Genomic DNA, 21126 nt, shown 5'->3' on the forward strand with positions numbered 1-21126 from the left:
CACGTCTCGCCAGCGTTGAAACAGGCGTGGGTGGCGGCGCTATAATCCACACATCGTAGATTTTAATGACTACATATCGTGAACAATTCTCCTCTGCTGGAAGACCTGCGCCTGTTCTGTGTGGTGGCGCGCCACAGCAACTTTGCCGAATCGGCACGCGAGGTCGGTGCCTCGCCGGCCTACATCAGCAAGCGCATTGCCCTGCTGGAACAGGCGCTGGGTGTGAGGCTGTTCCACCGCACCACGCGCAGCGTGGTCATGACGGAGGAGGGTGGCAACGTCCACGAATGGGCGCGCAAGATCCTCGATGACGTGGAGCAGATGATGGAAACCGTCAGCAACGCCAAGCGGGTGCCGCGCGGGCTGCTCAAGATCAGCACCAGCTTCGGGCTGGGGCGCAAGGTGGTCTCGCCTTTGCTGTCGCGCTTTGCCAGCGAGCATCCGGAATTGAAGATACAGCTGGAGCTGGTGGACCGGCAGATCGATTTGGTCAACGAAGGGATCGATCTTGATATCCGCGTGGGGGCGGGGCATGAGCCGCATCTGTTTTCCAAGCGCATCCTGCCCAGCCAGCGGGTGCTGTGCGCCAGTCCGTCCTATCTCAAGAAGCACGGCACACCGGCCGACCTGGCCGCGCTGCGTCAGCACCAGTGCCTGGTGATCCGCGAGCGCAACCAGTCCTTCGGCATCTGGCGCATGATGGGGCCCAAGGGGCAGGAGACGGTGAAGGTCTCGGGCGGGCTGGCGTCGAACCACGGCGAGATCATCCACCAGTGGGCGGTGGACGGGCACGGCATCATCCTGCGTTCGATCTGGGACGTGGCCGACAGTCTCAAGCGCGGGCGGCTGGTGCGGGTGCTGCCGCAGTATGCACAGGAGGCCGACCTGTGTGCGGTCTATCCCATGCAGCTGAAGAATTCGGCCAAGGTGCGCGAATGCGTGCGCTTCCTGCAGAAGCATCTGGATGTGACGGCATCCTCGGCCACGGCGTGAGGGGGCGATAGCCTCTTTGCATCTTCCGCTCCACGTTCGGACCGGGTTGCGCCGTGAGGTGCGTATCGAAGGCGCTGCGCACGGTGCGCCTTCGATACGCCGCTTTGCGGCTACTCAGTCCGAACGGGGAAATGTTGCGCTACACAGAGGCGAGACTTGCGTTCAGCGCCCGTCGAAGCGCTGGCGCACGATGCGTTCCAGCACCTGCGCCACCAGCGCCACGGCAGCATCGTCGGCATCGCCAGCGTAACGGCGATGCTGCAACAGTCGCAGCGGCGGTGCTTCCAGCGGCAGGGGCGGGCGCAGGCAGGCCAGTGCCACCGCCACCGGATGTGCGGCGGTAGCAGCCGGCACGCAATGCATGGGCATGACCGCGATCAGGTCCGAGCCTTGCAGCAGCGCCGGGGCCATCAGGAAATTCGGGATCACCATGCCGATGCGGCGGCGCAGTCCCTGCATGGCGATCTGTTCGTCGATCATGCGGTTGAGCGTGTCGTGGCAGGCGATCTGCAGGTGCGGATAAGACAGCCAGCGCGCCAGCGTCAGCGAATGGGCCGCGGGATGATCGCGCCGCATGACGGCCACGCAGCGCTCCTGCAGGACTTCGCGCCCGCGCACCTGGCCGCTTGGCGCAGCACTGCCCAGCACCAGATCGGTCTGGCCGCGTTCCAGGCGGGCGGTCGCATCGGCATCGCCCAGCCAGGTCTGGAATTCCAGGTCCAGTGAGGGCGCGGCCGTGGCCAGCTCCTGATACAGCGCATGCGCCACCACTTGCGCCGGATAGTCCGGCATGAGGATGCGCACACGCTGCACTACTGCGCCTTGCGATGGCAACTGCTGCGAGGGGTTGGCCATCGGCGCATTCGCATCGCCGGCCAGCGCCAGGCGCAGCGGTTCGCGCAGCGCCTGCGCGGTGGCCGTCAGGCGCATCTGGGCGCCGCCGTCTTCCAGCAGCGGATCGCGCAGCAACTGGCGGCAACGCTCCAGCGCACTGGCCGCGGCCGGCAACGGCAGGCCTACGCGCGCGGCGGCACGCGCCAGATGGACTTCATCGAGGACGGCATCGAGCAGGCGCAGCAGGCGTACATCCATCCCGGCGAGTGCGGAGAAGGCAGGAGGGAAGAGGGCGGTAAAGCGTGCAGCGGAATTCATGGCGCAATGAGGCGATGGCAGCGAAGAGGAAACGGCCTGCCGCCAGGACGGCAGCAGGCCAGGGGCGCGAGTGTAGCCTCTTCGAAGGGCGCCTACAAGCGGCGCTTGGGGCAGTGTGCTTCGTGGCGCGGGTGAGGCTTAGCCGAAGGCTTCCTTGATGGTCTGGATCTTGCCCATGTCGTTGGCATCGTAGCCGGCCAGGTTGTTGACGACCTTGCGGAAGCTATCCGATTGCAGGATATCGATCACCGAGCGGATCAGCGGATCCTGCAGCGACCCGGCCGGCAGGGCGAAGAAATAACGCTCGCGCACCAGCGGGATGAAGGCCAGGCCGAAGCGATGTGCCGCCGTCTGCACGCCGAAGCCGACATCGGCCATGCCGCTGGCGATGAAAGCAGCCACTGCCGAGTGGGTGAACTCGGTATTCTCGAAGCCGTTGATATTCTTGCGGCTGATGCCGGCGCCGGCCAGCATCAGTTCCAGCAGCATGCGCGTGCCCGAGCCGGCTTCGCGGTTGACGAAGCGCAGGTCGGTGCGGGTGAGGTCAGCCAGTCCGCGCAAGCCCTTCGGATTGCCTGGTTCGACGAACAGGCCCTGGTTGCGGATGGCCAGGTGGATCAGGCAGTCGCTGCGCTTGTTGAGCCACTTGGCATAGGCGGCGATGGCCGGTTTCTCGAATTCACCCAGCGGTACGTGAAAGCCCGCCAGATCACATTCCTGGCGCGACAGCGCGGCCACGGCATCGGTGCTGTGGCGGTAGCGCACCTCCACCGGCAGGCGCGCTTCGTTGATCTTGTCCAGCAGCGCCGCCACCGCAAAGCCGTGGCTGGCGTTCAGGCGCACCTTCTCGGATTTGCCTTCGACCGTCTTGCCCAGTTCCACTTCCAGTTCCGAGGCCAGGCTGTCGAGCGTGGGCGACAGGCGCGCCGTCACCAGACGGTCCGCCCACAGCAGCTTGCTGGCGAAATCGGTGAGTGTGGTGCCACGGCCACGTCCGCTCTCGATCAGGGCATTGCCGAACAGGCGCTCTGCCTCGCGCAACAAGCCCCAGGCGTGGCGATAGGAATAGCGAGTCAATTGCGCGGCACGCGCAATGGAGCCGCTCTGCTGGATCGCCGTGAGCAGAGTCAACAGGTTCGCCGTGTCCAGCGCCGCCTCGTTGTCATAGGCGATTTCCCAGTGAGGTTTGATGTGGACTTTGAACATTTATGTGAAAGAAAGCATATTGAAACGGCCGTTTATCGGTGATAATTTCGCGTCACTCCGCATAAATGATAGGAAATATATGCGGTGTTGTACATAAATAAATAAATTAAAAGAGAAGGATATCGCCGCAAAGATGGGCTGGTGTCACGATCCGGCCCTACCGGCTTTGCGATGCAATCCTTCCTTCGATTTACCCACACACTCATAAAATTTCGGAGGAATAATGGCTTTCGATTTCCTGAACAAGGAACATACAGTCGCCAAGCCTGGCTTCAACCGCTGGCTGGTTCCGCCAGCAGCGCTCGCAATCCACCTGTGCATCGGCATGGCCTACGGTTTCTCCGTATTCTGGCTGCCCCTGTCCAAGGCCCTGGGCATCACCGCGCCTATTGCCTGTGGCGCCGATGTCGGCTTCTTCGCCCAGGTCTTCTCGTCCTCCTGTGACTGGAAGATCTCCATGCTGGGCTGGATGTACACCATGTTCTTCGTCCTGCTGGGCATCTCCGCAGCACTGTGGGGCGGCTGGCTGGAACACGCCGGTCCCCGCAAGGCCGGTGTGGTGGCTGCCATCTGCTGGTGCGGCGGCCTGCTGATCTCGGCCCTGGGCGTGAAGACGCACCAGATCTGGCTGATGTGGCTGGGTTCGGGCGTCATCGGTGGCGTCGGCCTGGGCCTGGGCTACATCTCGCCGGTGTCGACCTTGATCAAGTGGTTCCCTGACCGTCGCGGCATGGCCACCGGTATGGCCATCATGGGCTTCGGCGGCGGTGCGCTGGTGGGTACCCCGCTGGCCGATGCGCTGATGAAGAAGTTTGCCTCCCCCACTTCCGTGGGCGTGTGGGAAACCTTCGTGGTCATGGCCATCATCTACTTCGTCTTCATGATGGCGGGTGCCTTCGGCTACCGCGTGCCGCCGACCGGCTGGAAGCCGGCTGGCTGGACCCCGCCGGTGGCCAAGTCCTCGGCAACCATGATCACCCAGAACCACGTGCACGTCTCCAAGGTGTGGGGCATTCCCCAGTTCTGGCTGGTGTGGCTGGTGCTCTGCCTGAACGTGTCGGCCGGTATCGGCGTCATCGGCATCGCTTCGCCGATGCTGCAGGAAGTCTTCGGCGGCAAGCTGCTGGGTGTGGACATCGGTTTCAATGACCTGTCGGTCGAGCAGAAGGCGGCCATCGCTGCACTGGCTGCCGGCTTCACCGGCCTGATCTCGCTGTTCAACATCGGTGGTCGTTTCGCCTGGGCTTCGTGCTCGGACTTCTTCGGCCGCAAGATGACCTATGCCATCTTCTTCGTGCTGGGCTTCGTGCTGTACGTGAGCCTGCCGTGGTCGGCTAAGGCCGGCAACATCCCGCTGTTCGTCGGCGCAGTCTGCATCATCCTGTCGATGTATGGCGGCGGCTTCGCTACCGTCCCTGCTTACCTGGCCGACCTGTTCGGCACCCAGATGGTGGGCGCCATCCACGGCCGCCTGCTGACCGCGTGGGCAACCGCCGGCATCCTGGGTCCGGTGGTGGTGAACTACATGCGTGAGTACCAGCTGTCCCTGGGCATGCCCAAGAACGAGGTCTACAACACCACCATGTACATCCTGGCCGGCATGCTGGTGCTGGGCCTGATCTGCAACCTGCTGATCCGCCCGGTCGCAGCCAAGCACTTCATGACGCCGGAAGAACTGGCCCGTGAAAAGCAGCTGGCCCACGAAAAGTCGGCCGCCGATGCAGTGGCGACGGCCGGTTCGGGCGACATGTCGCAGATCGGCACCGGCGGCAACCCGGTGATGATCGGCCTGGCATGGGCCGCCGTCGGCATTCCGCTGATCTGGGGTATCACCCTGGTGCTGCAGAAGTCGGCCGTGCTGTTCCGCTGATCGCGCAAGTCAGTCGTTTCGTTTCATCCGCAGGCCGGCTCCACCCGGCCTGCACGCAGGACCCCAGCGGCGAAAGCCGCTGACACAAGCTGCCATGGCCCCGTGAACCAGGGCGGCTTGTGTCAGCGACTATCAAAAAACAGGAGCATGGCCCGTCCCCCGGTAAGGGCAGGCCAGCATCCGCAGTGTTCACACCAACCCATCAAGGCAGGGCGAACATGCAACAACGGAGACCAGCTGGTTCACCACGCACGGCCGTGCGCGCCCTTCACCGGGTCTGCGTCATGCCGCCGCATTGTTCTTCCCGTCCCTTGATCTGCTTTCCACAGGCTGCACCTCCCTAGGCGCGGCTATTTCCTTTCATTCGTCATTTGCGCGGTCCGCAGAAGATCCTCCGGGAGAAGGACAAGGTCCGCATCGCAGCAACACAGGAGGCAACAATGAAGAGGCAACAGGTTTTCGACGTGGCGGCGGTGCGCGACATCATCGCCCAGCGCCGTGACATGGCCGGTGCCATGCTCCCCATCCTGCACGGCATTCAGGAGAAGATCGGCTACATCCCGGCCGATGCGGTCCCGATGATCGCGGGCGAGTTGAACGTCTCGCGCGCTGAAGTCCACGGGGTGATCTCGTTCTATCACTTCTTCCGCCAGGAACCGGCCGGCCGTCACGTCGTGCAGGTCTGCCGCGCCGAGGCCTGCCAGGCGCGCGGCAGCGAGGCCCTGGCCGAGCATGCGCAGAACGTGCTGGGCTGCGGTTTCCATGAAACCAGCGCCGATGGGCAGTTCACGCTGGAGCCTGTGTATTGCCTGGGCCAGTGCACCATCGGTCCCAACCTCACCCTCGACGACGAACTGCACGCCCGCGTCGATGCCGACAAATTCAAGCGCCTGATTCAGGCCAAGCGGGAGGCATGATGAGCACCCAAGACGCTGTGACCATCTACGTCCCGCGCGACTCCACCGCGCTGGCCCTGGGCGCCAATGAAGTGGCCGCCGCCATCACCGCCGAAGCCGGAAAACGCGGCCAGTCCATCAAGCTGGTGCGCAACGGTTCGCGCGGCATGTTCTGGCTGGAGCCGCTGGTGGAAGTGGCCACCCCGGCCGGGCGCGTGGCCTATGGTCCTGTGACCCCCGAAGATGTGCCCGGCCTCTTTGATGCCGGCTTGCTCGCAGGAGGCCGGCACACGCTGCATCTGGGCCTGACTGAAGAAATTGGTTTCCTCAAGAACCAGGAGCGCCTGACCTTCGCCCGCGTCGGCATCATCGATCCGCTCTCGCTGGAGGATTATCTGGCGTATGAAGGTTTTGTCGGTTTGAAGAATGCCCTGGTCAAGACGCCCGAGGCCATCGTCGAGCAGATGATCGCCTCCGGTCTTCGCGGTCGGGGCGGTGCCGCTTTTCCGACCGGCATCAAATGGCAGACCGTGTTGCGTGCGCAGTCGGCGCAGAAGTACGTGGTCTGCAATGCCGACGAGGGCGACTCCGGCACCTTCTCGGACCGCATGATCATGGAAGACGATCCCTTCACGCTGATCGAAGGCATGACCATCGCCGGTCTGGCGGTAGGGGCGACAGCGGGCTTCATTTACGTGCGTTCGGAATATCCGCACGCGATTGCCACGATGAACGAGGCCATCGCCATTGCCAATGCACGCGGCTACCTGGGCGACAACATCCTGGGCTCCGGCAAATCCTTCCATCTGGAAGTGCGCAAGGGCGCAGGCGCCTACATCTGCGGCGAAGAAACCGCCATGCTCGAAAGCCTGGAAGGCAAGCGCGGCGTGGTGCGCGCCAAGCCGCCGCTGCCGGCGCTGGAAGGCCTGTTCGGCAAGCCGACCGTCATCAACAACCTGATCTCGCTGGCCTCGGTGCCGGTGATCCTGGCGCGCGGCGCGGAGTTCTACAAGAACTACGGCGTGGGCCGCTCGCATGGCACGCTGCCTTTCCAGCTGGCCGGCAACATCAAACAGGGCGGACTGGTGGAGAAAGCCTTCGGCCTCACGCTGCGCCAGTTGCTGGAAGATTTCGGTGGCGGCAGCGCCACCGGTCGGCCGATCCGCGCGGTGCAGATGGGTGGACCGCTGGGCGCTTATCTGCCGCCTTCGCAATTCGATACACCGCTCGATTATGAAGCCTTCGCCGCAATAGGCGCCATGATCGGGCACGGTGGGCTGGTGGCCTTTGACGATAGTGTCGATATGGCCCGTCAGGCGCGCTATGCCATGCAATTCTGTGCCGTCGAATCCTGCGGCAAGTGCACTCCTTGCCGCATCGGCTCCACGCGCGGCGTGGAAGTGATCGACAAGATCATCGCCAACGAGGAACGAGCGCAGCAGATCCATCTGTTGAAGAGCCTGTGCGACACCATGGTCAACGGCTCGCTCTGCGCCATGGGCGGCATGACACCGTTCCCGGTGCTGTCGGCCCTGAACCATTTCCCCGAAGACTTCGGCGCGCCCGGCGAACAGGCGGCCTGATCCCATCAGCGAATCAGCGAATCAGCGCAATAGCGCATCAGCGAATGCAAGGAGTTGCACCATGAACCAGCTCAATGAAACGGATTACGGCACCCCCGCACGTGCCTCGCAACAGATGGTCACGCTGGAGATCGACGGCGTGGCAGTGACGGTCCCGGCCGGTACTTCGGTCATGCGCGCCTCGGTCGAGGCCGGCATCAATGTGCCCAAGCTGTGCGCCACCGACAGCCTGGAACCTTTCGGTTCCTGCCGCTTGTGTCTGGTGGAAATCGAAAAGGATGGCCGCAAGATGAAAGGCTATCCGGCTTCCTGCACCACGCCCTGCGAAGCGGGCATGAAGGTGCAGACGCAGACCCCCAAGCTGGCCGAGATCCGGCGCGGCGTAATGGAACTCTACATCTCCGACCACCCGCTGGATTGCCTGACCTGTCCCACCAACGGCAACTGCGAACTGCAGGACATGGCCGGCGTGGTCGGCCTGCGCGAAGTGCGTTACGGCTACGAGGGCGAGAACCACACCAAGATGAAGAAGGATGAATCCAATCCTTACTTCACCTATGACCCTTCCAAGTGCATCGTCTGCAACCGCTGCGTGCGAGCCTGCGAAGAAACCCAAGGTACCTTTGCGCTGACCATCAACGGCCGTGGTTTCGAATCACGCGTCTCGGCCGGGCAGATGGAAGCCTTCATGGAATCCGAATGCGTCTCCTGCGGTGCCTGCGTCGAGGCTTGCCCGACCGCCACGCTCACCGAAAAGACCGTCATCATGCTGGGCCAGGCCGAGCACAGCAAGGTCACCACCTGCGCCTATTGCGGCGTGGGCTGCTCCTTCAAGGCCGAGATGAAAGGCAATGAAGTGGTGCGCATGGTGCCATACAAGGACGGCAAGGCCAACCAGGGTCACTCCTGCGTCAAGGGCCGCTTCGCCTGGGGCTATGCGACCCACAAGGACCGCATCCTCAACCCCATGATCCGCAAGAGCATCAATGACCCCTGGCGCGAAGTGTCGTGGGAAGAAGCGCTGTCGTACGCGGCCAGCGAGTTCCGCCGCATCCAGGCCAAGCATGGCAAGGATTCCATCGGCGGCATCACCTCGTCCCGCTGCACCAATGAAGAAACCTATCTGGTCCAAAAACTGGTGCGCGCCGCCTTCGGCAACAACAACGTCGATACCTGCGCCCGCGTGTGCCATTCGCCGACCGGCTATGGCCTCAAGCAGACCCTGGGTGAATCGGCCGGCACGCAGACCTTCGAATCGGTGATGAAGTCCGACGTCATCCTCATCATGGGGGCCAACCCGGCGGCCGGCCATCCGGTGTTCGCTTCGCAGATCAAGCGCCGCGTGCGCCAGGGTGCCAAGCTGATCGTGATCGATCCGCGCACCACCGAGATGGTCAAGTCACCGCATCTGAAGGCCGACTATCACCTCAAGCTGCGCCCCGGTACCAACACCGCCATCATCACCGCGCTGGCCCATGTGATCCTCTCCGAGGGCTTGCAGAACGAAGCCTACATCCAGGAGCGCTGCGATCTGCAGTCCTACCAGGACTGGAAGCAATTCGTCCTGCGCGAAGACAATTCTCCCGAAGCCATGGCGGCGATTACCGGCGTGCCCGCCCAGATCATCCGTGGCGCGGCCCGCCTGTATGCCACCGGTGGCAATGCCGCGATCTACTACGGCCTGGGCGTGACCGAACATGCGCAAGGTTCGACCACCGTGATGGGCATCGCCAACCTGGCCATGTGCACCGGCAACGTCGGCCGCGAAGGCGTGGGCGTGAACCCGCTGCGCGGGCAGAACAACGTGCAGGGCTCCTGCGACATGGGTTCCTTCCCGCATGAGCTGCCGGGTTATCGCCACATTTCGGACTCCACCGTGCGCAGTCAGTTCGAACAGGCCTGGGGTGTGACGCTCAATCCGGAGCCGGGCCTGCGCATTCCCAACATGTTCGATGCCGCGCTCGACGGAAGTTTCAAGGGCCTGTATTGCGAGGGTGAGGACATCGTGCAATCGGACCCCAACACCCAGCACGTGGCAGCGGCCCTGCAGGCCATGGAATGCATCGTGGTGCAGGACTTGTTCCTGAACGAAACGGCCAAGTATGCGCACGTGTTCCTGCCCGGCTCGTCCTTCCTCGAAAAGGATGGCACCTTCACCAACGCCGAGCGCCGCATCTCGCGCGTGCGCAAGGTGATGCCGCCCAAGGCCGGCAAGTCCGACTGGGAAGTCACGGTGGCGCTGGCCGAAGCGCTGGGTTACCCGATGCCGTACAATCACCCCTCGGAAATCATGGACGAGATCGCCGCCCTGACACCCAGCTTCCACGGCGTGAGCTACGACAAGCTGGAAAAACTCGGCAGCATCCAGTGGCCCTGCAACGAGTCGGCGCCGGAAGGCACGCCCATCATGCACGTGGGCAGCTTCATCCGTGGCAAGGGCAAGTTCATCAACACGCAGTATTTCGCCACCGACGAGAAGGTGACGCAGCGTTACCCGCTGATCCTGACTACCGGCCGTATCCTGTCGCAGTACAACGTGGGTGCGCAGACGCGCCGCACCGAGAACTCGCAATGGCATAGCGAAGACCGGCTGGAAATCCACCCGCACGATGCCGAGGACCGTGGCATCCGCGAGGGTGATTGGGTCGGCGTGGAGTCGCGTGCAGGCCAGACCGTGCTGCGCGCCACCGTCACCGAGAAGGTGCAGCCGGGCGTGGTCTACACCACCTTCCACTTCCCGGAATCGGGCGCCAACGTGATCACCACCGACAACTCCGACTGGGCCACCAACTGCCCCGAGTACAAGGTGACGGCGGTGCAGGTGATGCCGGTGACGCAGCCCTCGCAATGGCAGCAGCACTACGAGCGCTTTAACCGTGCGCAGCTCGATCTGCTCAAGGGCGAGGTGCCGGCCGAACCGCTGGTGACGAAGTAAGCGGCATGGGCGTAGCGGGCTCGTGCTGCCATGATTTGCGCAGACACGAGCCCAACCCATCAAGCCGCAGGCAGGACAGCATGAACACAAGCAAGCACAGCAGCCCCCTCATCGACGACAGCACCGGCGACTACGCCACCTTCGCCCGCGTGCAAGTGGACCGCTGGCGCGATGGCCAGCGCGAGACGGTCGAGGATGTGGTCGCCGAGGAAGTCCCCATCGCCCTCGAATACAACGGCATCTCGCACGCAGTGATGATGGCCACGCCCGCCGACCTGGAAGATTTTGCGCTGGGCTTCTCGCTCACCGAAGGCATTCTGGCCTCCCCGGGCGAGTTGTATGAATGCGAGATCGTCCCCGGCTGTGAAGGCGTGCAAGTGCAGATGCGCATTGCCACCGAGCGCTTCGTCGCCCTAAAGGAAAAGCGCCGCAACCTGACCGGCCGCACCGGCTGCGGCCTGTGTGGTGCCGAGACGCTGGAACAGGCGGTACGCCATCCGCAGGCGGTGCAGGGCGGCGCATCGTTCTCGGTGGAGCAGGTCCATGCGGCCTTCGCGCAGATGCAGGCGGGGCAGCAGTTGCAGCAGGCCACCGGCGCGACGCATGCGGCAGCGTGGATGGATGCCTCCGGACGCATCGTGCTGGTACGTGAAGATGTGGGCCGCCACAATGCGCTGGACAAGCTCATCGGTGCACTGGCCGAAGAGGATGCCGATTTTGCGCATGGCGCGGCCATCATCACCAGTCGTGCCAGTTACGAGATGGTGCAGAAGGCGGCCACGGTCGGCATCGGCTTCATCGCCGCCGTCTCGGCCCCGACCGCGCTGGCGATCCGGCTGGCCGAAGAGACCGATGTGACGCTGCTGGGCTTCGTGCGCAAGCAGGGCCATGTGGTGTATGCACGGCCGCATCGCTTGCGCTGATACGCTGGCTGATTGAAACGATAGACGAACCGAGCAGGAGGAGACGACCCATGAATACCGAACACCTGATCAAGATGGCCAACCAGATTGGCAGTTTCTTTTCCACCATGCCCGATCGCGACCAGGCCATTGCCGATCTGGCGACGCACCTGAAGCGCTTCTGGGAGCCGCGCATGCGCAAGGCCTTCCTGGAACATATCGAGAAGACGCAAGGGGAGGGCGTCGATGCCATCGTGCTGGAGGCGGTCAACCGGCATGTGCAGCAGTTGGCGGTGTAGGGCTGCCTTCCCGTGAATTCGATGAAACCGCTCAGTTCGCTGGGCGGTTTTTTTCATGGCGGATCGTGCCGGCAGCGCTCGCCTCACGCCGCCAACGCGACCTCCGCCGCAATCCGGTGAAACCGCCGCCCGAAGTAAGCCAGTCCATCGGCCTGCGACGCCGCCAGGCGAATATGGCGGATCTCCACGAACAGCACGCTATGTGTCCCTGCCTGCTGCTGCAAAACGATATCGCCCTCCAGCACCGCCAGTGCATCCGGCAGCACGGGCTGCCCATACTCGCCGCTCTCCCACTGCACCTGCGCCATGCGTTCTTCAGCCGCCAGCCCGGTCATGCCGGCCATCATGCGCGCCACTTCTTCGTGATGTCCGGCCAGGATGTTGATGCACAGGCGCCCGTTGCCCACCAGGATGGGATGGGCTGCGCTCTTGACGTTGATGCACACCAGTACCGTGGCCGGGTCGTCGGAGACTGAACTGACGGCCGAGACCGTCATGGCGGCGCGTCCTGCAGGGCCATCGGTGGTGATGATGTTCACCGCCGCCGAGAGACGCGCCATGGCGTCGCGAAAGTCTTGCTTCATGGTAGGTCCGTCCAAAAAAGAGATGACATCCGGTACAAGGCTTCGTATCCTTTGCGCCATCAGCAATGTGGTCTGCGGCGCCGTCAGGCGGATGTCGATCAGCAGGTGAGAGGGAGAACGCATCGCCTATGAAAGCCTGCGTCCTGGGATGAACAATAGACCCTGAGCAAATCGCGGGTCAAATGATAGTCTGGAATGTTCCGCATGAAGCAAATGAATATCGGCGCAGTGGACCTGAACCTGCTCAAGACCTTCATCGTCATCTGGGAGCTGCGCAGCCTCACCGCCGCTGCGGACCGCCTGCATCTCACCCAGCCCGCCGTCAGCCACGCGCTGCGCCGCCTGCGCGAGATGTTCGATGATCCGCTCTTCGTGCGCAGCACCAGTGCCATGGTGCCCACCGAAACCGCGATCCGCCTGCATGAACCCATCGCCCGCGCCCTGGGCATCATCAACGAGGCCCTGCATAGCCACGCCAGTTTCGATCCTGCTACCGCTACCCGCACTTTTCACCTGGTGATGTCGGACATGTCCTGCAGTCACGTGCTGCCGCTGCTGATGGAAGAGCTGGCACATGCCGCTCCGCATGTGTCCCTGGAGGTGCAGCAGATGGCCATGGAAAACCTCGGTGCCGCCATGCGCAACGGCGACATCGATCTCGCCTTCGGCTACCTGCCGGGCCTGCCCGAGGATTGCCAGAGCCAGCTGGTGCTCTACGATGATTACGTCTGCATGCTGCGCAAGACCCATCCGCTGGCCGGCCAGCCGCTGACTATGGACAACCTGCTGCAGCTGCGCTACGTCTACGCCAGCACCAACACCACCGGTCATCAGCTGGCCGAAGATGTGCTGCGCAACGCCGGTGCGCGGCGTGATTTCGCCTTGCGCATGCCGCATTTCACGGTGGCCCCGCAGATCGTGCGCAATACCGATCTGGCGCTGTTCCTGCCGCGCAGCATCGCCGAGCGGCACAACCTCGATGAGGCCTGCGTGCTGCTGGACCTGCCGCTGGAGATGCCACGCATTCCGGTGAGCCTCTATACGCATGCGCGCTTTGCGGCGGATTCGGGCATACAGTGGCTGCGCAGCCTGTTGATCGAAATGTTCGGACGCGAGGCCGAGACGGCCTGATCCGAAACGCGACTGATTGTTCATTTTTTGACTGGAGCCACACCATGAGCATTGCCGTCACCGGAGACGTTCCCTATTACGCCGTCATCTTCACGTCCCTGCGCACCGAGGGCGATCATGGCTATGGTCAGATGGCCGATACCATGGTGGAAGCAGCCTCGCGCCAGCCCGGTTTCCTGGGCGTGGAATCGGCGCGCGAAGAAGTGGGTATCACGGTGTCTTATTGGTCCAGCCTGGAAGCCATCGCCGCCTGGAAACGCGATCTGGACCACCAGATGGCCCAGCGCCTGGGCCGCGAGCAGTGGTATCAGGCCTACAAGACACGTATCTGCAAGGTCGAGCGCGATTACGCCTTCACCCGCGACTGAGTTCCATCCTTCCCGCGATACGCGGCATGGTCTTCAGCAAGTGCGCAGCAGGAAATCCATCACCGCCTGCGCAAACTGTTCGGGCATCTGATCGGGCATCGGCACCATGCCTTCGTCCAGCGTGTGCAACTGGCTGCCGGCGATGGCAGCGGCGATGCGTGGCGCAGAAGGCGCTGCATGCGGATCGCGCCCGGCGCGCAGTACCAGCGTGGGCGCGCGCACCAGGCCGATGCGTTCTTCCATCACGTAGTGGCGCACCACCACGTGGCCATGCGCGGCCATCTCGCCTGCCTTGAGGGCATCCACCATCAAGCGCGACAGCAGTGCGGTATCCCCCGGCGGATAGTAGGGCTGGCGGCGTTGCCACATTTCTTGCAGATGGCTACCGTCGGCGCGGACCTCCACCTCGTCGATGGCGCGCTTGCCGGCATGGGCGCTGCGGCGCGCGGCATCGTTGTAGGAGCAGGAGGACAGCACCAGTGCCGCCACCCGCGCGGGTGCGGCGGCGGCGATTTCCATGGCCGTGACCGCGCCGGTATGATGGCCGACCACGGCGGCCCTGGCGATGCCAAGACGATCCATCACTTCCCGCACCAGTTGCGCCCAGCGCCCGATGCTGTGCGTGGACAAGGGCGGCTTGCAGGAGTCGCCGAAGCCGGGGGTGTCGATGGCGATGGCGCGGTAACGCTGGCCCAGCAAAGGCAGCACGTCGCGGTATTCATCCCAGGAGCGCGGCGTCTGGTGCAGCAGCAGTACCGGAAAGCCGTCGCCCATGCTGGCTACGTGCAGCGCACCGGCAGTGGTCTGGATGAATTGTCGGCGTAGTGCACGCGGCTCAGTATCCATGCGGGTCTCCGGAAAGGCAGGCGGGGCGGCGGTTACAGACGAGATGAAACATCATTCCTTCATCAGCACCGAATAGCCCGGCACATTGTTGGCCCAGCCCGCTGCAAGCGGCGCCACGAAGACGTTTTCGGTGCGGGTGCGGGCGATCTTCCAGACGCCATCCACCCGGGTGAAGAGATTGTTCAAACGGCTGGAGCGCAGCAGCGATGAGCCATCGCCGAAAATCCACGGCTGGCAATGGACCCACTGGCCATCGGCACGGGTGCAGTCGGCATGGACGTGGATCTGCTCCGAGGTCAGGTAGTGCACGTTCAAGAGCAGCGCCGGATCCTTCTTCTGTCCCCAGAACGCCTGGAAGTGCTTGCGGATGGCGTCCTTGCCGACGGCCTGGCCGAACTGGCCTTCGTAGTACGCGCCCACGCCTTCCCAGATGGCATCCTCGGCGTAGAGTTCGAGGATCTTCTCGATGCGTTCATCATCATCGGCCACCGGCTCGGGGCAGGGTGTGTCGCACAGGAACATGTAGCGCGCCTGCAGGCGGCGGATGTCGGCTTCGGCTTCTAGGATGTCGAGGCGGCGCTTGAGTTGCTGGATTTCCTGGGTGAAGTCGCTCATGGTATCTGGTCTCTTGTGATCTCGTAATCTTGTAGGGATAGGGAAAACCAACCATGCATACAAGCACATGGTTGGCGGCGGCGATCAGTGCATCGCCGCGCGAAAGCGGTTTTACAGGTAGCGCGCCAGCAGCTTGCGGGTGGCGATGCGCAGCACGCGGTCGAACAGGTAGCCCAGCAGGCCCAGCGCGATGATGCCCACGAAGACCCATTCGGTACGGCTGAAGTTGCGCGCCGTCCAGATCAGGGCGCCCAGGCCTTCGCGGGCCGAGACGATTTCCGCCGACACCACCGTCAGGAAGGAATTGCCCATCGCGATGCGCGCACCGGTGACCATGTAAGGCACGGTCGAGGGCAGGATCACGGTGCTCAGGATCTTCCATTGCCCGGCCCCCAGCGAGGCCGCCGCCCGCAGGCGCAGCGGGTTCACCGACTGCACGCCGGCAATCGTGTTGAGCGTGACGATGAAGACGGTGGTGTAGAAGATCAGCGCGATCTTGGACAGTTCGCCCGGGCCCAGCCAGATCACCGCCAGGGTGACGAAGGCAATCGGCGGGATGAAACGGAAGAACTCGATGTAGGGATCGAGCAACTGCCGCACCAGATCAAAACGTCCCATGAAGATGCCCAGCGGCACGCCGATGGCCACGCCCGCGCCCCAGCCGGCCAGGATGCGCCCGGACGAGGCCAGTATCGATTGCTGCAGGGTGCCGTCGCCGATCAGTTCGAGTGCGGCGGCCCAGGTCATCGGGACCGATGGCAGGAACAGCGGCGAGGTCGTCATCGACACCAGTTGCCACAGCACCAGGCCGCCGACGATGGCGATGACCGGGATCAGGATGGGGCGGGCGGCTTTCATACGGCGTCCGAAGCTGGAGGGCATGGCCGACGCTTGCGCGGTCGGGCTGGCTGTCTGGGTGAGCTGGCTCATGATAGGGATTCCTCTTCGATCAGGCCTTGTGCGCGCAGCACGCGGGTGACTTCGGCGCCGATGTCGTCGCGGATGCGCGCATACAGGGCCATGCAGGCAGGGTCGGCCGGATCGCGCGGATGCGGCAGGTCGACGGCTTCGATGGTCTTGATATGGGCACGCGGACCGGCCGTCATGGTCACCACGCGGTCGGCCAGCAGGATGGCTTCCCAGATGTCGTGGGTGACGAAGACGATGGTGCAGCCGGTGCTTTTCCAGATGCGGTCCAGCTCGCTTTGCAGCACTTCGCGGGTCTGCGCATCGAGCGCGCCGAAGGGCTCGTCCATCAGCACTACCGAGGGTTCATTGACCAGCACGCGGGCAATCTGCGCACGCTGGCGCATGCCGCCGGAAAGCTCGGCGGGGAACTTGTCGATGGCGTGTTTCAGGCCGACCAGCGAGACATAGCGCTCGGCTGCGGAACGCCGTTCAGCGGCCGGGATGCCGCGCAGCCTGAGACCGTACTCGACGTTCTCGCGCACGGACAACCACGGGAACAGCGCCTCGGAAGACTGGAACACCACCCCGCGATCCAGCCCCGGACCGGTGACGCGCCGGCCTGCCACGCTGATCTCTCCGGCCACCTCCTGAAAGCCGGCAATGGCATTGAGCAGCGTGGACTTGCCACAGCCGGAGGGGCCGAGCAGGCAGATGAATTCTCCTGCGCGGATGTCGAGGTCGATGCCCGCCATGATCTCGTTGTTGCCGATGCTCAGGCCGACGCGCTTGATGGAAACTGAAGATCCATGTCCCATGACCTACCCCTTGTAGAAACCGCGCTGCAGGATCTTGCCCATGTCTACCGGCGTCTTGATGGCCTGTTTGGCGAGCAGGAATTCGCCGATGGCATTGGCGGTCTTGAGATCGGTGTCGGTGAAGTCGCGCACGACCGGTTCCATATCCTTGAGCGAATTCAAGGTCTGCGGCACCGGGATGCGGGTGATGGCCTGCACCGATTGCGCTGCGCGCGGCGGATCCTTGCGGGTGATCTCGGAGGCTTCGGCCAGCGCCTTGAGGATGTTGCCGGCCACTTCCTTGTTGGCGGCCAGCCAGTTGGCATTGGCCGAGAGCCACAGGGTGCTGGTGTAGCCGACGTCGCCGGCAGTCATGAGGATATGGCCGCCTTGCTGCACGCCCAGCGTAGGCCACGGTTCCCACACGAAGTAAGCATCGATGTCGCCGCGTGCCAGCAGGGCAGGCAGTTCGGGCGGACCGGAGCGCACCATCTCCACCTTGGATGCATCGATGTTGAGGGTCTTCAGGGTCAGGCCGGTGACGTATTCCGAGACCGAGCCGGCGACGATGCCGAACTTCCTGATCTTGTCGACCGAGGCCACCCCTTTGCGCGCCACCAGCTTGACGTAGGTCTTGGACTGATAGGTCACGGCCAGCGGGCGCAGTTCGGCGCGCGAGAGACGCACGATGTGCGTGGGTTCGCCGGCACAGCCCAGTTGCACCTGGTTGGCCACCAGCGCATTGAGCGCTTCACCGCCATCGGTATAGGACTGCACTGTGACGTTGGGCGCGCCATGCCTGGCGAAGAGTTTTTCATTGGCGGCCACGAAGAAGGCCGTGAAGACGGGATCGGCGCCGACACCGATGATGACGGGCGCGCCCTGGGCCAGGGCTGGCAGGGCAGGCGCAAGGCCTGCAGCGAGCATGGAGGTGGCGCCGAGCAGGAGCTTGCGGCGTTGTGGCGAGACGGTGGGGTGGGTCACGGGCTGGGTCCTCTTTGTAAAGTTGGTGAAACGCCAGTGGAGTTGGCAGGCACGGCAATGACAAAGGCAAACTTCGGAAGGCATGCGTCTGCGCCATGAGCGCAGGCAAGACGTCAGCGGGGCAGGCGCATCAGCGCTTGATGCCCAGCTTTGCAAAAAGCGCGCCAGCGCTTTCGTAGTTCAGTTCCGACAGCGCGGCGTGCTGCGTGACCACCATCGCATCGCGCACGATGCGCTGCAGGCGGTGGCTGCGCTGGATGGCCGCCATGCCGGCCGCCTGATAGGCGTCGTTGACCACCTCCATCGAGACCCGTGCCGCGTAGGTGGCCGAGAGCTTGAGCATCATGTCGATCTCTTCGGTGACGGGGTTGCCGGCCACGATCTGCTCCCATGCCTGCTCGCAGGCGTCATAGAAAAACATGCGGGCGCTGCGCCACTTGGCTTCGGACAGGCCCAGCTTGATCTTGTAGTAGGCGCGGTCAGCCAGGCGCAGCGCACCCGGCATGATCTTGGCACCACCGGCCATGTCGGTGACGATATCGAGCGCCGTGCGCGCCAGACCGATGTTGACGGCGGCGTGCACTTCGGCCTGATAGGCCAGGGCGGGGTAGCGATACAGCGGCTCGTCGATGAGGCCGGCAGCGCCCCGCGCGCAGGTCCATTCGCGGGCGACGAACTTGTCTTTCAAGCGGGTATCGTGGCTGCCGGTGCCTTGCATGCCGACCACGTTCCAGTTGTCGATGATCTCGATTTCCGAGGCCGGCATCACGGCCATGAGGGCGGGCTTTTGCGTGCCATCGTCGGGGCCGCTGCTGTCCTTGATACCGACACCGATCCAGTCCGCGCCCTTGCAGCCGCTGGCGAAGTGCCAGCGTCCGGTGATTTCCCAGCCGCCGTTCACGGCCCTGGCTTCTTGCAGCGGATAGAGGCCGCCCGCATAGACCTGATCGGGACCGGTTGCGTAGATCTGGCGTTGCGTGTCGATGGGCAGTGCCGCGAGGTAAGTGTTGGCCGAGCCGAAGGCGGCGACCCAGCCGGCCGAGCCATCGGCCATGGAGATACGCTCGATCATTGCCAGGAAGGCCGCCGGTGCCAGCGCCTCGCCACCGAACTTGCGCGGCGTGCCGCTGCGGAAGATGCCGGCTTTCTTCATGGTGGCGACGACATCGCGCGGCACGTGGCCCAACTGATCGAACTCATCGCGGCGCGCGCTCACCTCGGCGATGAGGACATCCATCTCGGGAGAGTGGGCGTGCGGCGGGGTGGCGGTGACGACTTTTTTCTGGACGGGATAAACATCGAGCGTGATCGAATTCATGGCACACCACTTTGGTTGAAAGAAGGTAGCTGAGTGTCGTCCGTGCGGCAAAGCAGGGTCAAATTCTATTTAGGAATCCGCCGGATGAATATTAGTAATAATGATTAGACCGCTCCGTGATTGCGCGCAGGCGTGTACATGGTGCACCTGCATGATGCGTGAAAGCCGCACGGGACGGGCGTTTTGAGCCATCCTGCACTAAACGCGAGAGAGCTGGTGCACTGAGTGGAGGAGTATTTGCAGTATTGATGGGGCTAATCGGCGGGGCGGATTTGCCATGCAGGGCAGGAGCTGACTACGATGAAGGCCGGAATTGACGGGAACACCTGTTCAGTTTCGTCACAGGCTCCTTCTGGCCTTCATTTCGGGCGGACTTCTTCGGGAGTCCGCCACTTTTCTTTTTCTTTTATCTTTCGCTGTCGTCGGTATGGGACGGGGAATGTCTTCTTTTTTTCTGCGGCTTGTTGATGGCGTCTGCCGATGCGGCGCGACGCCTAAGGCCAATGGACATCGGCACAGCCGTGCTGCGCGATGTTCTGCAATTGATCTTGTATGGATTCGCGTTGGAGGATGTCTGTACGCAGGACAGAGACATGACCGCCTTCCTTGCGCAGTCCGTTCGTGAGTTGTTCAAATTGCGCCGCGCTCAGCTTGTGGAGGGCACAGGCCGCATAGAGCCGCGCTTCTTTGGTGGCGGAAGTGTCGTCGATCAGTTGCGTGAAGAGCGCCAGCGCGGCGGGGGATTGCAGCAAGCGGCGATAGCGTTGTTCGCTCTCGCTGATGTGGCCGATGAAGCCGACCTGGCCGAGGGCGAAGGTGGGTGTGCGTTTCAGAGCTGCCATATTATCGGCAGGGGGCGCAGAGGCTTCCGCAAGCGAGCAGGTGAGCATCAAGGGAAGGTACAGAATCTTTGGGATCTTCATTGCGTCCTCACTTTTTCTCTGCTGATTTCAGTTAGTTTTTCCATCTGACTTATTGGCTTCGCGATTCGGAACCCACCCATGCAACAGGTTCAAACCTATTCGTATTGGAAGCACATACTCCAGGTAGTGGAACTCGTTCCCCTTAATTCGCAAGACCGTACAGACCAACGCGGTGCTGATGGGGAATATTACGTCCCAGCACACGCTACGTGATTGGAAATGTCGCCTGTAGGTTTTGGGTACGAACCGAGCCAATGCCATGCAGAGGAAGATCGCCAGTAATGAATAGCGCAGATATACCCAAAAAACAGGGGTGGCGAAGATCGCCAAGACAGTTAAGACCGTGATGAGGGCTGTCCATTGCCATAGCAGATATCGCGTATACATTTTTCCTTGTCAGGTGGGCGGAGAGATTGTTCAGGATCAGTCTTTGTTCTGTGGTGCGACCGCTGCCAGAGGTACGGCGACTCACTGCAAGATGAGTGTGGTGATCAAGTCTAGGACCTGCACTTGATGTCATTGCTTTGGTGCGCCCTTTTTCTTGCGCGCAGCAGCAGTGCTGCGGTCGGATAGGGGAGTATGGAAAAGCCGATCGCCATCCCTACCTTCAGAGCACTTTCGTTAAAAAAATACGTGGATACGAAGATGTGTATCGAAAAAACGAACGAGGCAAAAATGATCGCCACCTTCCCGGCGCTTTTCCACGGAATGACAAATGCCCGACACATGAAATTGGCGAGCAGGTATGCGATCAGGGCGTTAAAAGAAATGAGATTTGTGCTTGCATAGAATGCGATGAGGGATTGGTTCATTGGATT

General features: G+C 62.9%; 20 protein-coding genes. 9 read left to right on the top strand and 11 right to left on the bottom strand.

Translation table 11 applies throughout. The annotated features are described in order from the left end of the window. Window positions 1-78: 78 nt before the first annotated feature. Window positions 79-993, top strand: a complete 915-nt coding sequence (locus tag AACH55_RS06885; protein ID WP_338718685.1) for a LysR family transcriptional regulator — start codon at window positions 79-81, stop codon at window positions 991-993. A 162-nt stretch (window positions 994-1155) separates the two neighbouring features. On the opposite strand, the gene AACH55_RS06890 is transcribed toward AACH55_RS06885, so the two are convergent. Together AACH55_RS06890 and AACH55_RS06895 are read right to left on the bottom strand one after the other, a co-directional pair. Continuing rightward, window positions 1156-2145 (bottom strand): LysR family transcriptional regulator, encoded by a 990-nt coding sequence (locus AACH55_RS06890; protein WP_338718686.1) that lies wholly within the window; start codon window positions 2143-2145, stop codon window positions 1156-1158. A 138-nt stretch (window positions 2146-2283) separates the two neighbouring features. Next, window positions 2284-3351 carry a substrate-binding domain-containing protein gene (locus tag AACH55_RS06895; RefSeq protein ID WP_338718687.1) on the bottom strand — a complete coding sequence of 356 codons (1068 nt, stop codon included), beginning with the start codon at window positions 3349-3351 and terminating at the stop codon, window positions 2284-2286. A gap of 223 nt (window positions 3352-3574) precedes the next feature. Between AACH55_RS06895 and AACH55_RS06900 the strand changes: the two genes are divergently transcribed. The 6 genes from AACH55_RS06900 to AACH55_RS06925 all read left to right on the top strand — a co-directional run bounded on the left by AACH55_RS06900 (window position 3575) and on the right by AACH55_RS06925 (window position 11836). Beyond that, the gene (locus AACH55_RS06900; protein WP_338718689.1) at window positions 3575-5221 is read left to right on the top strand and encodes an OFA family MFS transporter; all 1647 of its coding nucleotides are present in this window, start codon (window positions 3575-3577) and stop codon (window positions 5219-5221) included. A gap of 440 nt (window positions 5222-5661) precedes the next feature. Next, a complete protein-coding gene (locus tag AACH55_RS06905; protein ID WP_338718690.1) occupies window positions 5662-6138 on the top strand; it encodes a formate dehydrogenase subunit gamma in 477 nt (158 codons plus the stop codon). Continuing rightward, window positions 6138-7700, top strand: a complete 1563-nt coding sequence (locus AACH55_RS06910; RefSeq protein ID WP_338718691.1) for an NADH-quinone oxidoreductase subunit NuoF — start codon at window positions 6138-6140, stop codon at window positions 7698-7700. Before AACH55_RS06905 ends, AACH55_RS06910 begins: the two co-directional genes overlap by 1 nt. A gap of 61 nt (window positions 7701-7761) precedes the next feature. Continuing rightward, a complete protein-coding gene (gene fdhF / locus AACH55_RS06915) occupies window positions 7762-10635 on the top strand; it encodes a formate dehydrogenase subunit alpha (protein WP_338718693.1) in 2874 nt (957 codons plus the stop codon). A gap of 80 nt (window positions 10636-10715) precedes the next feature. After that, the gene (gene fdhD / locus AACH55_RS06920) at window positions 10716-11558 is read left to right on the top strand and encodes a formate dehydrogenase accessory sulfurtransferase FdhD (RefSeq protein ID WP_338718695.1); all 843 of its coding nucleotides are present in this window, start codon (window positions 10716-10718) and stop codon (window positions 11556-11558) included. A 50-nt stretch (window positions 11559-11608) separates the two neighbouring features. After that, window positions 11609-11836 carry a formate dehydrogenase subunit delta gene (locus tag AACH55_RS06925; RefSeq protein WP_338718697.1) on the top strand — a complete coding sequence of 76 codons (228 nt, stop codon included), beginning with the start codon at window positions 11609-11611 and terminating at the stop codon, window positions 11834-11836. A gap of 83 nt (window positions 11837-11919) precedes the next feature. On the opposite strand, the gene AACH55_RS06930 is transcribed toward AACH55_RS06925, so the two are convergent. Further along, window positions 11920-12420 carry a flavin reductase gene (locus tag AACH55_RS06930; protein WP_338718699.1) on the bottom strand — a complete coding sequence of 167 codons (501 nt, stop codon included), beginning with the start codon at window positions 12418-12420 and terminating at the stop codon, window positions 11920-11922. A gap of 204 nt (window positions 12421-12624) precedes the next feature. Here AACH55_RS06930 and AACH55_RS06935 point away from each other — a divergent pair, with 204 nt between their 5' ends. Further along, window positions 12625-13551 (top strand): LysR family transcriptional regulator, encoded by a 927-nt coding sequence (locus AACH55_RS06935; protein WP_338718700.1) that lies wholly within the window; start codon window positions 12625-12627, stop codon window positions 13549-13551. 44 nt (window positions 13552-13595) lie between these two features. Continuing rightward, entirely contained in the window at window positions 13596-13919 is a 324-nt protein-coding gene (locus tag AACH55_RS06940) for an antibiotic biosynthesis monooxygenase (protein ID WP_338718701.1), read from the top strand. 33 nt (window positions 13920-13952) lie between these two features. Here AACH55_RS06940 and AACH55_RS06945 read toward each other — a convergent pair whose 3' ends face one another. The 8 genes from AACH55_RS06945 to AACH55_RS06980 all read right to left on the bottom strand — a co-directional run bounded on the left by AACH55_RS06945 (window position 13953) and on the right by AACH55_RS06980 (window position 21120). Next, entirely contained in the window at window positions 13953-14765 is an 813-nt protein-coding gene (locus AACH55_RS06945) for an alpha/beta hydrolase (protein ID WP_338718703.1), read from the bottom strand. Between the two features lie 51 nt (window positions 14766-14816). Next, entirely contained in the window at window positions 14817-15380 is a 564-nt protein-coding gene (locus tag AACH55_RS06950) for a nuclear transport factor 2 family protein (protein WP_338718705.1), read from the bottom strand. A gap of 111 nt (window positions 15381-15491) precedes the next feature. Further along, window positions 15492-16310 (bottom strand): ABC transporter permease, encoded by an 819-nt coding sequence (locus tag AACH55_RS06955; protein ID WP_338718706.1) that lies wholly within the window; start codon window positions 16308-16310, stop codon window positions 15492-15494. Next, on the bottom strand, window positions 16307-17104 hold the full coding sequence (locus AACH55_RS06960) for an ABC transporter ATP-binding protein (RefSeq protein ID WP_338718707.1): 798 nt from the start codon (window positions 17102-17104) through the stop codon (window positions 16307-16309). Before AACH55_RS06960 ends, AACH55_RS06955 begins: the two co-directional genes overlap by 4 nt. Window positions 17105-17107: 3 nt before the next feature. Further along, window positions 17108-18067: an ABC transporter substrate-binding protein gene (locus AACH55_RS06965; protein ID WP_338718708.1), complete on the bottom strand. Its 960-nt coding sequence runs from the start codon at window positions 18065-18067 to the stop codon at window positions 17108-17110. Between the two features lie 130 nt (window positions 18068-18197). Beyond that, window positions 18198-19385, bottom strand: coding sequence for an acyl-CoA dehydrogenase family protein (locus AACH55_RS06970; protein ID WP_338718710.1), 1188 nt, complete (start codon window positions 19383-19385; stop codon window positions 18198-18200). A gap of 494 nt (window positions 19386-19879) precedes the next feature. Continuing rightward, window positions 19880-20308 (bottom strand): MchS3 family protein, encoded by a 429-nt coding sequence (gene mchS3, locus AACH55_RS06975; RefSeq protein WP_338718711.1) that lies wholly within the window; start codon window positions 20306-20308, stop codon window positions 19880-19882. Window positions 20309-20805: 497 nt separating this feature from the next. Then, on the bottom strand, window positions 20806-21120 hold the full coding sequence (locus AACH55_RS06980; protein WP_338718713.1) for a hypothetical protein: 315 nt from the start codon (window positions 21118-21120) through the stop codon (window positions 20806-20808). Window positions 21121-21126 lie beyond the last annotated feature (6 nt).

Source organism: Herbaspirillum sp. DW155 (genome assembly GCF_037076565.1).
GTDB lineage: Bacteria > Pseudomonadota > Gammaproteobacteria > Burkholderiales > Burkholderiaceae_D > Herbaspirillum.

Coding starts and splice junctions, on each gene's coding strand:
- AACH55_RS06970 (WP_338718710.1), bottom strand. CDS start 19,385: ATGAATTCGATCACGCTCGATGTTTATCCCGTCCAGAAAAAAGTCGTC.
- AACH55_RS06930 (WP_338718699.1), bottom strand. CDS start 12,420: ATGAAGCAAGACTTTCGCGACGCCATGGCGCGTCTCTCGGCGGCGGTG.
- AACH55_RS06910 (WP_338718691.1), top strand. CDS start 6,138: ATGAGCACCCAAGACGCTGTGACCATCTACGTCCCGCGCGACTCCACC.
- AACH55_RS06895 (WP_338718687.1), bottom strand. CDS start 3,351: ATGTTCAAAGTCCACATCAAACCTCACTGGGAAATCGCCTATGACAAC.
- AACH55_RS06890 (WP_338718686.1), bottom strand. CDS start 2,145: ATGAATTCCGCTGCACGCTTTACCGCCCTCTTCCCTCCTGCCTTCTCC.
- AACH55_RS06900 (WP_338718689.1), top strand. CDS start 3,575: ATGGCTTTCGATTTCCTGAACAAGGAACATACAGTCGCCAAGCCTGGC.
- AACH55_RS06935 (WP_338718700.1), top strand. CDS start 12,625: ATGAAGCAAATGAATATCGGCGCAGTGGACCTGAACCTGCTCAAGACC.
- fdhF (WP_338718693.1), top strand. CDS start 7,762: ATGAACCAGCTCAATGAAACGGATTACGGCACCCCCGCACGTGCCTCG.
- mchS3 (WP_338718711.1), bottom strand. CDS start 20,308: ATGAAGATCCCAAAGATTCTGTACCTTCCCTTGATGCTCACCTGCTCG.
- AACH55_RS06955 (WP_338718706.1), bottom strand. CDS start 16,310: ATGAGCCAGCTCACCCAGACAGCCAGCCCGACCGCGCAAGCGTCGGCC.
- AACH55_RS06940 (WP_338718701.1), top strand. CDS start 13,596: ATGAGCATTGCCGTCACCGGAGACGTTCCCTATTACGCCGTCATCTTC.
- AACH55_RS06980 (WP_338718713.1), bottom strand. CDS start 21,120: ATGAACCAATCCCTCATCGCATTCTATGCAAGCACAAATCTCATTTCT.
- AACH55_RS06945 (WP_338718703.1), bottom strand. CDS start 14,765: ATGGATACTGAGCCGCGTGCACTACGCCGACAATTCATCCAGACCACT.
- fdhD (WP_338718695.1), top strand. CDS start 10,716: ATGAACACAAGCAAGCACAGCAGCCCCCTCATCGACGACAGCACCGGC.
- AACH55_RS06925 (WP_338718697.1), top strand. CDS start 11,609: ATGAATACCGAACACCTGATCAAGATGGCCAACCAGATTGGCAGTTTC.
- AACH55_RS06950 (WP_338718705.1), bottom strand. CDS start 15,380: ATGAGCGACTTCACCCAGGAAATCCAGCAACTCAAGCGCCGCCTCGAC.
- AACH55_RS06960 (WP_338718707.1), bottom strand. CDS start 17,104: ATGGGACATGGATCTTCAGTTTCCATCAAGCGCGTCGGCCTGAGCATC.
- AACH55_RS06905 (WP_338718690.1), top strand. CDS start 5,662: ATGAAGAGGCAACAGGTTTTCGACGTGGCGGCGGTGCGCGACATCATC.